At 44.4% G+C, this 15,938-nt stretch carries 13 protein-coding genes and 1 other RNA gene; all 14 read left to right on the forward strand.

Annotated elements, in window-relative coordinates; genetic code table 11:
• The first annotated feature begins 2 nt into the window (after window positions 1–2).
• On the forward strand, window positions 3–866 hold the full coding sequence (gene rsmI, locus KP803_RS16140; RefSeq protein ID WP_248009888.1) for a 16S rRNA (cytidine(1402)-2'-O)-methyltransferase: 864 nt from the start codon (window positions 3–5) through the stop codon (window positions 864–866).
• A gap of 111 nt (window positions 867–977) precedes the next feature.
• An RNA gene (gene rnpB, locus KP803_RS16145) (RNase P RNA component class A) lies at window positions 978–1,370 on the forward strand.
• A gap of 198 nt (window positions 1,371–1,568) precedes the next feature.
• Entirely contained in the window at window positions 1,569–2,519 is a 951-nt protein-coding gene (gene rsmH, locus KP803_RS16150) for a 16S rRNA (cytosine(1402)-N(4))-methyltransferase RsmH (protein ID WP_248009889.1), read from the forward strand.
• A 5-nt stretch (window positions 2,520–2,524) separates the two neighbouring features.
• Window positions 2,525–2,842, forward strand: a complete 318-nt coding sequence (gene ftsL / locus KP803_RS16155) for a cell division protein FtsL (RefSeq protein ID WP_248009890.1) — start codon at window positions 2,525–2,527, stop codon at window positions 2,840–2,842.
• Window positions 2,839–4,581, forward strand: a complete 1,743-nt coding sequence (locus KP803_RS16160; RefSeq protein WP_248009891.1) for a penicillin-binding transpeptidase domain-containing protein — start codon at window positions 2,839–2,841, stop codon at window positions 4,579–4,581. The genes ftsL and KP803_RS16160 overlap by 4 nt, the downstream gene beginning before the upstream one ends.
• Before the next feature lie 12 nt (window positions 4,582–4,593).
• Window positions 4,594–6,081 (forward strand): UDP-N-acetylmuramoyl-L-alanyl-D-glutamate--2,6-diaminopimelate ligase, encoded by a 1,488-nt coding sequence (gene murE / locus KP803_RS16165; protein WP_248009892.1) that lies wholly within the window; start codon window positions 4,594–4,596, stop codon window positions 6,079–6,081.
• Window positions 6,078–7,439, forward strand: a complete 1,362-nt coding sequence (gene murF / locus KP803_RS16170) for a UDP-N-acetylmuramoyl-tripeptide--D-alanyl-D-alanine ligase (RefSeq protein WP_248009893.1) — start codon at window positions 6,078–6,080, stop codon at window positions 7,437–7,439. Before murE ends, murF begins: the two co-directional genes overlap by 4 nt.
• Entirely contained in the window at window positions 7,436–8,518 is a 1,083-nt protein-coding gene (gene mraY, locus KP803_RS16175) for a phospho-N-acetylmuramoyl-pentapeptide-transferase (RefSeq protein WP_248009894.1), read from the forward strand. Before murF ends, mraY begins: the two co-directional genes overlap by 4 nt.
• A 41-nt stretch (window positions 8,519–8,559) precedes the next feature.
• Window positions 8,560–9,891 (forward strand): UDP-N-acetylmuramoyl-L-alanine--D-glutamate ligase, encoded by a 1,332-nt coding sequence (gene murD / locus KP803_RS16180; protein WP_248009895.1) that lies wholly within the window; start codon window positions 8,560–8,562, stop codon window positions 9,889–9,891.
• Window positions 9,892–9,909: 18 nt separating this feature from the next.
• On the forward strand, window positions 9,910–11,109 hold the full coding sequence (gene ftsW, locus KP803_RS16185) for a cell division protein FtsW (protein ID WP_248009896.1): 1,200 nt from the start codon (window positions 9,910–9,912) through the stop codon (window positions 11,107–11,109).
• Window positions 11,096–12,157: an undecaprenyldiphospho-muramoylpentapeptide beta-N-acetylglucosaminyltransferase gene (gene murG, locus KP803_RS16190; RefSeq protein ID WP_248009897.1), complete on the forward strand. Its 1,062-nt coding sequence runs from the start codon at window positions 11,096–11,098 to the stop codon at window positions 12,155–12,157. Before ftsW ends, murG begins: the two co-directional genes overlap by 14 nt.
• 62 nt (window positions 12,158–12,219) lie before the next feature.
• A complete protein-coding gene (gene murC, locus KP803_RS16195; protein ID WP_248009898.1) occupies window positions 12,220–13,674 on the forward strand; it encodes a UDP-N-acetylmuramate--L-alanine ligase in 1,455 nt (484 codons plus the stop codon).
• A gap of 217 nt (window positions 13,675–13,891) precedes the next feature.
• Complete coding sequence (locus KP803_RS16200; RefSeq protein ID WP_248009899.1) at window positions 13,892–14,674, forward strand: cell division protein FtsQ/DivIB; 783 nt, start codon at window positions 13,892–13,894, stop codon at window positions 14,672–14,674.
• A complete protein-coding gene (gene ftsA, locus KP803_RS16205; RefSeq protein WP_248009900.1) occupies window positions 14,667–15,929 on the forward strand; it encodes a cell division protein FtsA in 1,263 nt (420 codons plus the stop codon). The genes KP803_RS16200 and ftsA overlap by 8 nt, the downstream gene beginning before the upstream one ends.
• The last annotated feature ends 9 nt before the right edge of the window (window positions 15,930–15,938 follow it).

Consider the following 15,938-nt stretch of genomic DNA (forward strand, 5'->3'; position numbering starts at 1 on the left):
AAATGACAGATAACAAAACATTGCCTGCAGAGATCCCAACTCTCTATATTGTTCCGACTCCAATTGGCAATTTAGGTGATATTACCCAGCGCGCCATTGATGTTTTATCAACGGTTGACGTTATCGCAGCTGAGGATACCCGCCATACTGGTCGATTACTTGCTCACTTCAATATTAAAACTAAAACGTTCCCTTTACATGATCACAATGAACAGCAAAAAGCTCAAGTCTTAGTTGATAGATTATGTGACGGGCAGTCCATTGCATTAGTTTCAGATGCTGGAACCCCATTAATTAGTGATCCAGGATACCACTTGGTGAATAAATGTCGTCAAGCGGGTGTTAGAGTTGTGCCGCTGCCTGGTGCTTGTGCGGTTATAACGGCGTTGAGCGCGTCTGGCTTGCCATCGGACCGTTTTAGTTTTGAAGGTTTCTTACCGCCTAAGAGCAAAGGACGTAAAGATAAGTTTCTTGAAATCGCCAAAGCTGAGCGCACTTGTATATTCTATGAATCACCACACCGAATTTTAGATTCGCTGGCTGATATGTTGGATATATTAGGCCCAGACAGAGAGGTCGTACTGGCGCGTGAGATTACTAAGACGTTTGAAACCATTAAAATGTTACCTTTGAGTGAGCTTATTGAGTGGGTGAGCAGTGATGAAAATCAGCGCCGTGGTGAAATGGTATTGTTGATTCACGGTTATCGTGAAATTGCAGACGATACTATTGCAGAAGAAGTCACGAGAACGTTGACGATTTTGACCAAAGAGTTGCCTCTTAAAAAGGCCGCAGCGATGACCGCTGAAATCTACAACTTAAAGAAAAACGCTCTGTATAAATGGGGCCTTGAAAACCTCGATTAAATTGCCCGTATTGGTTGTTTGTTGAACGAATAAGTAGGCCGTTGAGCTCTTAAGAGGTTTAAACTGACTTCACTCTAGACACACTGTTCGCTTATCTATACAATCCGCCTCGGAGTTGACTGGGTAATCGCTGCTTCATTGATGTCCTTCGGGAGACTGATGAAGGGGAGGAACGTCCGGGCTCCTTAGAGCAGGGTGCCAGGTAACGCCTGGGTAGCGTGAGCTAACGACAAGTGCAGCAGAGAGAAGACCGCCGATGGCCTCATTTCTTCGGAAGAGGCACAGGTAAGGCTGAAAGGGTGCGGTAAGAGCGCACCGTGCGTCTGGCAACAGTGCGTAGCAAGGTAAACTCCACCCGGAGCAAGATCAAATAGGCCCTCACATTGCGCTGCTCGCGTATGGGGGCGGGTAGATTGCTTGAGCCTGTGAGCGATTGCAGGCCTAGACGAATGGTTACCGCCGCGAAAGCGGAGACAGAACCCGGCGTATGTGTCAACTCCACCAATTCGAGACCCATCATAACGTAGAGTTATGATGGGTTTTTTGCTTTATATTGACGAAAATTATTTTGTTAACACTAAACTTAGCGCAATATCACGTGATGTTTTGCGCAAACAGTAGCGATAGCTCGTGAAATCAGTACACTGATGTTTATCTGTATTTTAGTGTTATCGCCTTCAGCCCAAGCTTGATGAGACCAACATGACTGAATCATTCCAACATATTTCTGTTTTACTCCACGAGTCGATCGATGGATTGGCGATTAAACCTGACGGTACCTATATCGACGGTACGTTTGGGCGTGGTGGTCACAGCCGAACTATCTTGTCTCAGCTAGGTGAGAATGGACGTTTATTCAGTATTGATAGAGATCCACAAGCGATCGCTGAAGCAAAAAAGATTGATGACCCTCGTTTTACGATCATCCATGGTCCTTTCTCTGGCATGGCTGAATACGCAGAGCGTTATGATCTTGTTGGAAAAGTTGACGGTGTCTTGCTCGATCTAGGTGTTTCATCGCCTCAACTAGACGATGCAGAGCGTGGCTTTAGCTTTATGAAAGATGGCCCACTTGATATGCGTATGGATCCGACCTCCGGTATCTCCGTTTCAGAGTGGATATTAGGTGCGGATTTAGACGACATTACTTGGGTTATTCGTGAGTTTGGCGAAGACAAGCATGCACGTCGTATTGCGAAAGCGATTGTTGCTCACCGTGATGATGAAGAGAAAGAGCCACTTACGCGCACAAGTCAGCTAGCAAAGTTAATCTCAGAAGCGGCGCCTAAAAGTTTTAAAGAGAAGAAGCACCCAGCCACTCGTGCTTTTCAAGCCTTTAGAATTTACATTAACAGCGAACTTGAAGAGATTGATACTGCATTAAAAGGTGCAGCGAGTATTCTTGCCCCTCAAGGTCGCTTATCTGTGATCAGTTTCCATTCACTTGAGGATCGAATGGTGAAGCGCTTTATTCGTAAAGAGAGCAAAGGACCACAAGTTCCTCATGGCATTCCTCTTACCGAAGCGCAGATTAGTGCGTTAGGCTCTGCAGACTTGAAACCAATTGGCAAAGCGAATAAGCCCACAGAGCAAGAAGTTGAGCAAAACCCTCGTTCACGCAGTTCAGTACTTCGTATCGCTGAAAAACTGTAATCTATATGAGTGATCGCCAAGTAAACTTAGCAAAAATAATTATTACTGACCTGTGTACGGTCGGTCGTTTACCACTATTGATGCTGATTTTAATCTTTACTAGTGCGATGGGAGTGGTGTTCATTACTCACCACTCTCGACAAGCTATTTCTGAAAAAAATACGATGCTACTCAATCGAGACCATCTCTCTAATGAATGGCGAAACCTCATCTTGGAAGAGACGGCTCTAGCGGAGCATAGCCGAGTACAAGCAATGGCAAAGAAAGAGCTTGAGATGCGTCGTCCTGACGCGGATAAAGAAGTGATCATTAACCTGCAATGAAAAGCAAAAAAACCTCAGTCACCCCTAAAAGCAGTAAATCCAAATCCACGGAAGATGCACCTCTATTAATTCGCTGGCGCTTTTACCTTGTTATTTTTTGTGTTTTTGCCTGTTTTGCCATTCTGGTTGGTCGCATTGGCTATATTCAGGTTATTGAGCCAGACAATCTTATCCGTCAGGGTGATATGCGTACGGTTAGGGCAAAAACCATTCATTCTGCAAGAGGGATCATCTCCGATCGAAATAGTGAACCATTGGCGGTGAGTGTCCCTGTTGAAGCTGTCTGGGCAGATCCTGTCGCCATATTTAGGAAGAGTGGTTTAGACGATCGCGATAGATGGTATGCACTTGCGGATGTATTAGGTCTTGATCGTAACGGATTGATTGAAAGAATTGAAAATAACGAGTCTCGCCGCTTTATCTACCTTCAACGACAAGTTAGCCCGGCGATGGCGAATTATATACGTGAACTTAAATTGACCGGTGTTGGCCTTAAATCTGAATCAAGACGTTACTATCCAGCCGGTGAGGTAAGTGCTCACTTAGTGGGAGTGACAGGTATTGATGGTCATGGTTTAGAAGGGGTTGAGCGAAGCTATGATAAATGGCTTACCGGTGAAGCGGGCAAGCGAATTATACGTAAAGATCGTTATGGCCGTGTTGTAGAGAATATCTCTTTAGAAAAGCAAGAGGAAGGAAAGCCTCTTGAGCTAACCATAGATCAGCGTTTACAGGCTATTTCTTATAGAGCGATTAAGCAGGCCGTTGCCGACACTCGAGCAACGTCTGGTTCTGCCATTCTTTTGGACGTCAAAAGTGGTGCCGTGCTTTCAATGGTTAACGCACCATCCTATAACCCAAATAACCGCTCTGATTTACAGTCGTTTAAGATGCGTAATCGTGTTATTACCGACGCATTTGAACCTGGCTCTACAGTAAAACCTTTTGTTGTATTAGCCGCTCTTGAGGAAGGCTCCGCTACTCCAGATACCGTTATTGATACTGGAAATGGCGTAATGCGATTAGGGGGAAGTCGCGTTGTTGATACTTCCAAGGTTGGGAAAGCAGACCTAACCACGATACTCCAAAAATCGAGTAATATTGGCGTTGCCAAGCTTGCATTAGACATGCCTTTAGAAGCACTTCTGGGTATGTACAGTTCAATAGGATTTGGTGAGACCTCAGGTCTTAATCTTGTTGGCGAAACCTCGGGTATCTTTCCTAATAGACGTCGCTGGTCAAAGCATGAGATCGCGACTTTGTCATTTGGTTATGGCTTAACGATTACCCCTCTACAACTTGCTCATGCCTATGCGACCTTAGGCAATTACGGTGAGTATCAACCGATCCATATCATTGAAAACAATCAGCAAGATCTTTCAAGACAAGTTATTGGTAAAGATAATGCTCGTCTAGTATTAGAGATGCTTGAAACGGTTACACAACCCGGTGGTACCGCAACAAGAGCAGCCGTACCAGGCTATCGTATTGCGGCGAAAACCGGTACATCGCGTAAAGCCGTTGCTGGTGGGTATGGCGATGAATATTTCGCTTATACAGCCGGTGTTGCCCCTGCGAGTAACCCAAGATTAGCCTTAGTCGTTGTCGTCAATGAACCTCAAGGTGATAACTATTATGGCGGCTCGGTAGCAGGTCCTGTTTTCTCAGAGATAATGAAAGGTGCGTTGCAAATACTCAATGTCGCGCCAGATGAGAATCAATTAAAAGTTACAAATTAAGAGATGAAGAGCATGAATTCTGAAATGACGCTAGGGCAGTTATTGTCACCTTGGGTTGATTTAACTAAGCAGGACATTGAACAACAACCTGTGACTCATCTAGAACTCGATAGCCGCAAGGTTACAGCAGGTGATACTTTCGTAGCCGTTAAAGGTCACCAAGTTGATGGACGCCAATATATCGAAGCGGCAATTAAACAAGGGGCATCTTCGGTTATCGCTCAAGCATGCGAGCAACATGCCCACGGAGACATTGTTTCTACGTCTACAGCCTCGGTTATCTACCTTAATGATCTAGATACTTATCTATCCCGCCTCGCTAGTCGTCTCTATTCTATGAAGCCCAAGGCATTAATCGGTGTGACAGGAACGAATGGAAAAACCACCATCACTCAATTGATTGCTCAATGGATTGGCTTGTTAGGTGAATCAGCTGCAGTGATGGGGACCACTGGAAATGGTTTCCTAGCGAACTTAAAACCAGCACTGAATACCACTGGTAGCGCCATTGAAATTCAGCAGACATTAAACCAACTCGCCGTTGATGGCGCTGATTATGCCGCATTAGAGATATCGTCTCATGGGTTGGTTCAAGGGCGAGTGAGTGCCTTAGCCTTTAATGTTGGGGTATTTACGAATCTAAGCCGAGATCACCTAGATTACCACGGTACGATGAAAGAGTATGGAGAGGCGAAAAAAACACTCTTTACTCAACACCAGTGTAAGACTGCGGTGATCAATATTGATGATTCAGTGGGCGCTCAATGGTGTGATGAGTTACCAAACTCTATTGGTGTCTCGTTAAGTACGGCTAATGACTCAGATAATCGAGTTTACGCGACAGGTGTTCAATACAGTGAATCTGGCATATCACTCTCATTTTCAGGGCAGTTTGGTGATGGTACATTTACAGCCCCTCTAATCGGTGAGTTCAATGCCAGTAACCTATTGCTCGCTCTAACCACCTTGCTCAGTTTAGGCTTTGATAAACAGAGCTTGATTGAGACGGCACCAAAAATCTCCCCCGTACTTGGGCGTATGGAGTTATTTAAGAACCTCCAACAGGCAAAAGTAGTGGTCGATTATGCACATACTCCTGATGCATTAGAAAAGGCATTAATGGCTCTTAAAGTTCATTGCTCTGGAAAGCTTTGGGCTATTTTCGGTTGTGGTGGAGATAGAGATACGGGCAAGCGACCAATGATGGCAAAGATAGCTGAAACGCATGCGGACAAAATCATTCTTACCGATGATAACCCACGCAGTGAATCACCTGAGTTAATCGTATCAGACATGCTAGCAGGGCTAGACTTTGCTGAGAAAGCACACGTAGAACACAATCGATACCAAGCGCTTTGCTACGCTTTATCGCAAGCCGATAATCAGGATATTATTTTGTTGGCAGGAAAAGGACATGAAGACTATCAAGTGATGGCCAATGAAACAGTCCACTATTCTGATAGAGAGTCAGCTCAACAGTTATTAGGAATCGAACTATGATCTCAGTGTCATTATCTCAATTAGCTGAGGTGTTAGGCGCGAAACTCGTTGGTGATGATGCCTCAGTAAGTCAAGTGTCGACAGATACTCGCAAGATTGAACCCTATACGCTGTTTATCGCTCTCGTTGGTGAGCGTTTCGATGCGCATAACTTTGTCGAACAGGCCGTAGAAAATGGTGCAGTAGCACTTCTTGTGGAACGTCAATGTGATGTTAGGGTCACTCAGTTGCTTGTTGACGATACTAAATTAGCTCTGGGGCAACTTAGCTCGTGGGTTCATCAGCAATGCAAGACCCCAACTGTCGCCATTACAGGAAGCTGTGGAAAAACCACAGTAAAAGAGATGCTGGCAAGTATTCTTACCCGACAAGGTCAGGTGTTGTATACCGCGGGTAATTTTAATAATGATATAGGCGCCCCCTTAACACTGCTTCGATCTGAACCTAGTGACGATTATGCGGTAATTGAGCTGGGGGCGAATCACATTGGTGAAATTGCTTATACAACCGACTTAGTGAAACCTGATATTGCGCTGGTAAACAATGTTGCTGCAGCTCACTTAGAAGGGTTTGGCTCCATTGATGGCGTGAAAGTGGCTAAGGGGGAGATCTATCAAGGATTACCTCAAAACGGTGTGGCGATTGTAAACCTCGACAGCAATGGGGGCGAATATTGGGATAACGTTCTGTCTGATAAGAAAGTGATCGCTTTTTCAACAGAACAGTCTAAAGCGGACCTTTTCGCTTCTGACGTCTCAATAAATGAACTAGGAGCCGCTCAATTTTTGATGCAAACGCCACAAGGCAGTATAACTATTCAATTAGGTATCATTGGGCGACACAATATTGCCAATGCATTAGCAGCCTCGGCACTCGCTATAGAACTTGGAGTCGGACTGGAAGAGATTAAACATGGCTTGAGTCACTTAAATGAAGTGAAAGGTCGAGTCGAGGCGATTGAACTTACCTCATCAATCCGACTCATTGATGACAGTTACAACGCCAGTGTTCCTGCAATGAATGCCGCCGTTGACTTGTTAGCCAGTTTCCAAGACAAACGTTGGTTAATTTTAGGTAATATGGCGGAGTTAGGCAGTGAAAGTCTTGCACTTCATCGCCAAGTCGGTGAATATGCAGCCCGATTTAATTTTGAGTACGTTTTGACGTATGGCAAAGATGCGAAAGTCATTAGTGATCTTTGCCAAGGTCATCATTTTGAAACACATGAACGTATGAACGCATACATTAAGCAGCATTTAGAACAACATAATAAACAACACCACACGCTATTGGTCAAAGGGGCAAATAGTGCTGGGATGAGTAAAGTTGTGGCTGCTTTAAAGGAGAACCATTCATGATTATTTGGCTTGCAGAGTTATTTCAGCCATATGTGTCTTTTTTTCGCTTGTTTGAATACCTATCGTTTAGAGCGATTGTCAGCATATTGACCGCACTCGCGATCTCTTTGTGGATGGGACCACGACTGATCAAGCGTTTGCAGATGCTGCAAATTGGGCAAGTTGTTCGTAACGATGGCCCTGAGTCACACTTTAGTAAACGCGGCACCCCGACAATGGGTGGCATCATGATTCTTGCTGCGATTATTATTACCGTTCTGCTGTGGGCTGATTTATCAAATCCTTACGTTTGGGCTGTTATCGGTGTTCTTGGCGGTTATGGTGCTGTTGGCTTTGTCGATGATTATCGTAAAGTGGTGCGAAAAAATAGTGATGGCTTGATTGCACGTTGGAAGTACTTCTGGCAGTCAGCGATTGCGCTAGTTGTCGCGTTTGCACTTTATTGGCATGGTAAAGATACCGCCGCTACGCAGCTTGTGGTGCCATTCTTCAAAGAAGTGATGCCTCAACTTGGTTTGTTCTACATTGTGCTGACTTATTTCGTTATCGTCGGTACCAGTAATGCGGTTAACCTAACCGACGGTCTTGATGGTCTAGCGATCATGCCTACCGTTTTAGTTGCTGCTGGATTTGCCGCAATTGCTTGGGCAACGGGTAATGTTAACTTTGCAAACTACTTACATATTCCGCATATTCCTTTAGCTTCTGAACTTGTTATTGTCTGTACTGCTATTGTTGGTGCAGGCTTAGGCTTTCTATGGTTTAACACTTATCCAGCGCAAGTGTTCATGGGCGATGTTGGCTCACTCGCATTAGGCGGTGCACTTGGGACGATTGCAGTACTTGTTCGTCAGGAGTTCGTATTAGTGATCATGGGCGGTGTGTTTGTTATTGAAACATTGTCGGTTATTTTACAGGTTGGTTCTTATAAACTCCGCGGTCAGCGAATTTTCCGCATGGCACCAATACACCACCATTACGAATTAAAAGGTTGGCCTGAACCACGAGTCATCGTACGTTTTTGGATCATCTCTATTGTGTTAGTGCTAATTGGGCTAGCAACACTGAAAGTACGTTAATCCGTTAGTTGTCGCTGTAGAATCGTTATTATGGATAGCCAATGAATCCTTGGGATAAAATTGAAAAGGTTGTGGTTGTAGGGCTCGGTATTACCGGACTCTCAGTCGTTAATCACTTGCAAAGATTACCAAAAGCGTTGTCAATTAAGGTCATTGATACACGCACCGCACCGCCTGGAAGTGAACGGCTTTCTGAGCAAGTTCAACTGCATCAAGGTGGTTGGAATCTTGAGTGGTTGCTAGAGGCTGATCTTGTTGTTGTTAATCCAGGTATAGCGTTGGCTACGCCTGAGCTTAAACAAGTTGCGCAGGCCGGAATAAAGATCGTTGGTGATATTGAGCTGTTTGCTTGGCAGGTAGCTAAGCAAGGAGATAAGCCTGTTATTGCTATTACGGGCTCCAATGGAAAAAGTACGGTAACTGATCTTACAGGCGTTGTTGCGCAAGCTTCAGGCTTAACTGTCGGTGTTGGTGGTAATATCGGCGTTCCTGCCTTGGATCTTCTAGAGCAAGATGCGGATCTTTATATTCTTGAATTATCTAGCTTTCAGTTGGAAACGACCTCAACACTTAAGCTATCCGCGGCCGCTTTTCTCAATCTCTCTGAAGATCATATGGATCGATATGATGGGATGGATGATTACCGAGAGGCAAAGCTGCGTATATTTGAACATGCTGCTTACTGCATTGTGAATCATCAAGATAAAGCAACGTATCCCGATGAAAAAGGCAAGTCTCTTATTACCTTTGGTTTGGATGAGAAGAGTGATTTTTGCATTGGCAGTTATTTAGGTAAAGAGCATTTATTTGCTCAAGATAACCCGGTTATTGCAACGGATGAGCTTACTCTCGTTGGACGACATAATGTGGCTAATGCACTCGTGGTACTTGCTCTATTAACACAAGCCAATGTGGATTACACCAAGGGGCTAAACGCACTAAAGTCTTACAGTGGTTTGACTCATCGATGCCAGCTTGTCGCTAATAATAACGGTATTAAATGGGTTAATGACTCAAAAGCAACCAATGTTGCAAGTACCATTGCCGCTCTGTCTGGGCTTGAGTGTCCAGGTACGTTATATCTGCTTGTGGGTGGGGATGGCAAAGGCGCGGATTTTTCAGAGTTAGAACCGGTTCTACAACCACTGAACTTAGAGCTGTGTTGCTACGGAGCAGATGCAGAATGCTTTTTACCCTTGCATGAGTCTGCGAAAATGTTCACCACGATGGAAGATGTTATCGGTGATATTTTACCGAAGCTCACGAGTGGTGATATGGTGATGTTATCACCAGCTTGTGCCAGCTTTGATCAGTACCCAAACTTTATGAAAAGAGGTGATGCTTTTACCCAGTTGGCATTACTTAATGCGTAAGCAAGCGATAGGAATGGTATGCGAGTAAAGGGCATTTTATCTGGTGTGCATCAATGGTTTTCCCACCCAAGCTCGGAGCCATTGTTTGATAGGCAGCTAGTATGGATATCGCTTGGTTTGATGTTAACGGGCTTAGTGATAGTGACGTCGGCCTCTTTTCCAATTAGCTCGCGTTTAACCGATCAGCCTTTCCATTTCATGTTTCGGCATGCAGTTTTCCTCGTGTTAGCTATTTGTACTTCAGCAGTAGTGCTTCAAGTGCCATTAAAAAAATGGCTCCAATATAGCTCGGTACTTCTGGCTATCTCATTTTTCTTGCTCATTATCGTTCTTTTGGTTGGTAAATCGGTCAATGGGGCGTCACGCTGGATCCCTTTGGGGCTATTTAACTTACAGCCTGCTGAGTTGGCAAAGCTATCCCTATTTATTTTTATGGCGGGTTATCTTGTTAGAAAGCAAGCTGAAGTGCGAGAGACCTTTTTTGGCGGCTTTATGAAGCCAATCATGGTGTTTGCAGCTCTTGCTGTGTTGTTATTGATTCAGCCTGATCTTGGTACCGTGATTGTAATGCTCGTGACTCTATTTGGTATGTTGTTTATTGCCGGAGCGAAGCTGACACAATTTATCGCCTTGATGGTTGCAGGTGTCATGGCTGTTATCGCTTTGATTGTCGCCGAGCCGTATCGAATGAGGCGTGTGACCTCTTTTCTCGACCCATGGGAAGACCCATTTGGTAGCGGATATCAATTGACTCAATCATTAATGGCGTTTGGCCGTGGTGAGTGGCTTGGGCAAGGGCTGGGTAACTCTATTCAAAAACTAGAATATTTACCCGAAGCGCATACTGATTTTGTATTTGCAGTACTGGCAGAAGAGCTTGGCTTTATAGGCGTAGTGCTTGTGCTGATGTTGATTTTTAGTTTAGTGTTTAAAGCGTTGTTTATTGGCAAGAAAGCTTTTGAACATCAAGACCTTTTTGGCGGTTATTTAGCCTTTGGTATCGGCATTTGGTTTGCCTTTCAAACATTAGTGAATGTGGGCGCGGCTTCTGGCATTGTTCCGACCAAAGGGCTGACCTTACCCTTGATAAGCTACGGTGGTTCAAGCCTCATTATTATGACCGTTGCCGTCTCCATTTTATTGAGAATTGATTTCGAATGTCGACTCAATGTAAAACCAAACTCAAGATTAGAAAATAATAACGATGACAAAGAATAAACGACTATTGGTAATGGCTGGTGGAACGGGAGGGCATGTTTTCCCTGGATTAGCCGTTGCGAAAAAATTACAACAACAAGGTTGGGAAATCCGCTGGCTAGGCACTGCCGATCGTATGGAAGCCGAGCTTGTACCGAAGCATGGTATTGAAATCGACTTTATCAAAGTCAAAGGAATTCGAGGGCAAAAAATCCTTGGTTTATTGCAAGCACCTTTTCAAATTCTAGGTGCAATTAGTCAAGCGAGACGATACATCAAGGCTTGGCAACCAGATGCGGTACTAGGAATGGGTGGGTACGTCAGTGGCCCTGGTGGTATTGCGGCTTGGTTAAGTGGTGTTCCAGTTGTTCTTCATGAGCAGAATGCGGTTGCTGGATTAACAAATCAATGGCTATCAAAAATAGCGAAGAAGGTCTTTCAAGCCTTTCCTGGCGCATTTCACAGCGCTGAGGTTGTTGGCAATCCTGTTCGTGATGATGTTGCCAGTATTGCTGATCCTAGAGAAAGGTTAGCTGAACGAACTGGTCCAATACGTATTCTTGTCATGGGGGGGAGTCAAGGCGCTCGAATTCTCAACCAGACTTTGCCAGAGGTGATGGGAAAATTAGGTGACCAGTACCAGATCCGTCATCAAGCGGGAAAAAATAACCAAACAGAAGTCGAAGCTCTTTACCAACAACATCATGTTAATCAATTTGAAGCGTTAGAGTTTATTGATGACGTTTCTGCGGCATATCAATGGGCAGACCTAGTGGTTTGTCGCTCGGGGGCTCTAACTGTTTCTGAGTTATCAGCAGCGGGTGTGGGCGCAATCTTTATTCCTTTTATGCATAAAGATAGACAGCAAGCACTTAATGCAGATCACCTAGTTGAATCAGGTGCTGCGAAAATGATCGAGCAGCCAGAATTAACGGTTGATAAGCTTGTCGATATGATTAAAGAATTAGATAGAGTGCAGTTGTTAAAAATGGCAAGTAATGCAAGACATGCTGCAAAGCTTGAGGCAGACACTATTGTCGCTGATGCCATTATTACCTTAAGTCGATGATCACCAATTAAAGTTGTCGGGCTAATTAGGTAGCTGCTCTTAGAATATAACGAGACAAAACTATGACCATTAAACATACACAAGACCTTGCTCAAATCAGAGCGATGGTGCCAGAAATGCGCCGAGTAAAAAGTATTCACTTTATAGGCATCGGCGGAGCGGGAATGAGTGGTATTGCCGAGGTTCTGCTTAATGAAGGGTATCAAATCACTGGTTCTGATATAGCACAAAATCCAGTTACTGAGCGTCTTTCATCGAAAGGTGCAACGGTCTTTATTGGCCACCAAGAGAGTAATGTCGCGCAGGCGAGTGTCGTGGTGGTTTCTACAGCAATTAATGAAGCCAACCCTGAAATTGTTGCGGCTCGTGAGCTAAGAATTCCTATTGTACGACGTGCTGAAATGCTTGCAGAGCTCATGCGGTTTCGTCATGGTATTGCTGTTGCGGGGACGCATGGTAAAACCACGACAACGGCCTTAGTGACACAGATTTATTCAGAAGCTGGTCTTGATCCAACCTTCGTTAATGGTGGATTAGTAAAAAGCGTGGGTACAAACGCAAGATTAGGCTCTAGCCGAATTTTAATCGCTGAAGCGGATGAGAGTGATGCCTCCTTCTTACACTTGCAGCCGATGGTCAGTATTGTGACAAATATTGAAGCGGACCATATGGATACCTATGGTGGCGACTTTGAGGTTCTAAAGCAGACGTTTATAGATTTCTTGCACAACCTACCATTTTACGGTCAGGCGATTGTGTGTATCGATGATCCCGTCGTAAGGGAGCTTATTCCACGCATTAGTCGTCAAGTGATTACTTACGGGTTTTCAGAAGATGCAGATGTACGACTAGAGAATTACCGTCAAAATGGCCAACAAGGTATGTTTACCGTTGTGCGTAAAGGGAAAGAGAACCTCGATATAACCTTGAATATTCCTGGCCGTCACAATGCTCTCAATGCAACGGCGGCAATTGCGGTTGCTACTGAAGATGATATTAGTGATGAAGCCATATTATCAGCCATGATTGGTACTGAAGGAACGGGGCGTCGATTTGAGCACCTCGGTGAGTTTGATACCGGCAAAGGCAAGGCGATGCTTGTTGATGATTACGGTCATCACCCAACAGAAGTGGACGTAACCATTCAAGCGGCACGAAGTGGCTGGCAAGATAAGCGCTTAGTGATGGTGTTCCAACCTCACCGTTATTCTCGAACTCGAGATTTGTACGATGATTTTGCTAATGTACTGGATCAAGTCGATGTGCTCCTAATGTTGGATGTTTATTCTGCGGGTGAGCAACCTATTGCGGGTGCTGATGGTCGAGCACTTTGCCGAACTATTCGTAGTCGCGGTAAGATTGACCCTATCTTTGTCGCCGATACAGATTCATTACCTGCTGTTTTAGCTAATGTTTTACAAGATGGTGACTTGGTACTAACTCAAGGTGCAGGAGATGTTGGCAAAGTAGCGAAACAACTTGCTACTCTCGAGTTAAATATCAATAAGATGAAGTAATTAGCGTGTAGGCCAGTTAGATTTAAGGGTTATACGTAAGCTAGTATATATCAAGCTCTTAATTATCGAATTCTGTATTTGATACTTTTGGTTAGCTCAGTATAATCTCAAGGTTAAAGTAAGTGCTTTACCTTTACTATTGTGTCACAAACACGCTAAGTAAGACTGAGCTAAGTAGGATAGGGACAATTGCCAGGTAAGCTAAGGACTACGAGCCTTGATTAAAAGTGCTTTAAGTGAAGGTCGCCGAGTTGGACAACTACCGATAGTCCAGCAACACGCCGTAGGTGGTGCGTTCTTTCTTGCGGTTTTATTGCTTATTGGTACATTGCTATATTCAACGCTTTCTTGGATGTGGGATGATCAACGTCTTCCCCTTTCGAAAATCGTGTTACAAGGCGATATGGAATATGTAACAACACGGGATGTTCAACACTCCTTTGCAAAGCTTGATCATATTGGCACATTTATGTCTCAAGATATCGAGTCGCTTCAAGAGACCGTGCAAACTATTCCCTGGGTATCCCAAGCTGCAATTCGAAAGCAGTGGCCTGATACAATTAAAGTCTTTTTGACCGAGCACCAAGTAGAAGCTATTTGGAATGGTTATGCGCTGTTGAACTCGAAAGGTAATGTATTTAATGGTGACATCGGTCAGCTAAGAGGTGATAGAGTGAAACTCTATGGCCCAGCGGATAGTAGTCAACATGTTTTGGCTGTTTGGCGAGAGATTTCGCCCTTATTTCAAGCTCTAGATCTAAATATTGGATCATTGGTTTTGAATGACCGGCGAGCTTGGCAAATAATTCTAGATAACGGTATACGTTTAGAATTGGGTAAAGAGTCAATGGAGGAGCGCATTGCGCGTTTTATCTCTCTGTATAAGAATTTGGGAAATGATGCTGAGCGAGTGAGCTACATTGACCTAAGATATGATACTGGAGCTGCCGTTGGGTGGTTCCCTGAACCTGATTTAGAACAAGAGAGTTTGGATGACTAAGGCTGTAGATGACAATCTGATTGTTGGTCTGGATATAGGTACAGCGACCATCTCTGCACTCGTTGGTGAAGTGCTACCAGACGGTCAAATTAATATCATTGGGGCGGGCACCAGCACCTCTCGTGGTATGGATAAAGGCGGCGTCAATGACTTAGAGTCTGTTGTTAAGTCCGTACAGAGAGCTATTGACCAAGCTGAAATGATGGCTGAGTGCCAAATCAAGAGTGTTTTTTTATCACTATCTGGTCGTCACATCGCGAGCCGTATTGAAAAAGGCATGGGAACGATATCTGAAGAGGAAGTCACTCAAGAAGATATGGATCGCGCCATTCATACAGCAAAGTCGATAAAGATTGGTGATGAATTACGAATTCTTCATGTCATCCCGCAAGAGTTTACCATTGACTATCAAGAGGGGATTAAAAACCCACTAGGTTTGTCTGGGGTTCGCATGGAGGTCAGTGTACATTTGATCTCAAGCCATAATGATATGGCAAAGAATTTAGTAAAAGCGGTGGAGCGCTGTGGCTTAACGGTTGAGCAGTTGGTCTACTCTGGTCTTGCATCAAGCAACTCAGTGATTACTGAGGATGAGCGAGAGCTTGGGGTTTGTGTCGTGGATATCGGCGCAGGTACTATGGATGTCTCTATTTGGACTGGTGGCGCGTTACGTCATACCGAGGTCTTTTCGTATGCGGGTAATGCCGTGACGAGTGATATCGCTTTTGCTTTTGGCACACCGGTGAGTGATGCTGAAGAAATTAAAGTTAAATATGGTTGCGCGCTCAGTGAGCTCGTAAGCAAAGATGATACAGTTAACGTACCAAGTGTTGGTGGGCGTCCGTCTCGAAGTTTACAAAGACAAACATTGTCTGAAGTGATTGAACCTCGCTACACTGAACTCATGGGGCTCGTTAATCAAACTATTGATACTGTTCAAACTAAGTTGCGAGAAGATGGCATCAAGCATCATCTTGCCGCTGGCGTTGTCCTCACAGGAGGCGCAGCGCAGATTGAAGGGTTGGTAGAGTGTGCGGAAAGAGTATTCCGCAATCAAGTTCGCGTTGGTAAGCCTCTTGAAGTTAGTGGCTTAACAGATTATGTAAAAGAGCCGTATCATTCTACGGCTGTTGGTTTACTCCATTACGCTAAAGATAGCCAAATAAATGATGACATTGAATATAGCGAACCTAAACGCCAGTCAATGTCGAGTTTAGTGGGTCGTTTACGTAATTGGATACAAAAAGAGTTTTAACCTGAATAA

The sequence above is a fragment of the Vibrio amylolyticus genome, from assembly GCF_023145695.1.
In the GTDB taxonomy this organism is placed as follows: domain Bacteria; phylum Pseudomonadota; class Gammaproteobacteria; order Enterobacterales; family Vibrionaceae; genus Vibrio; species Vibrio amylolyticus.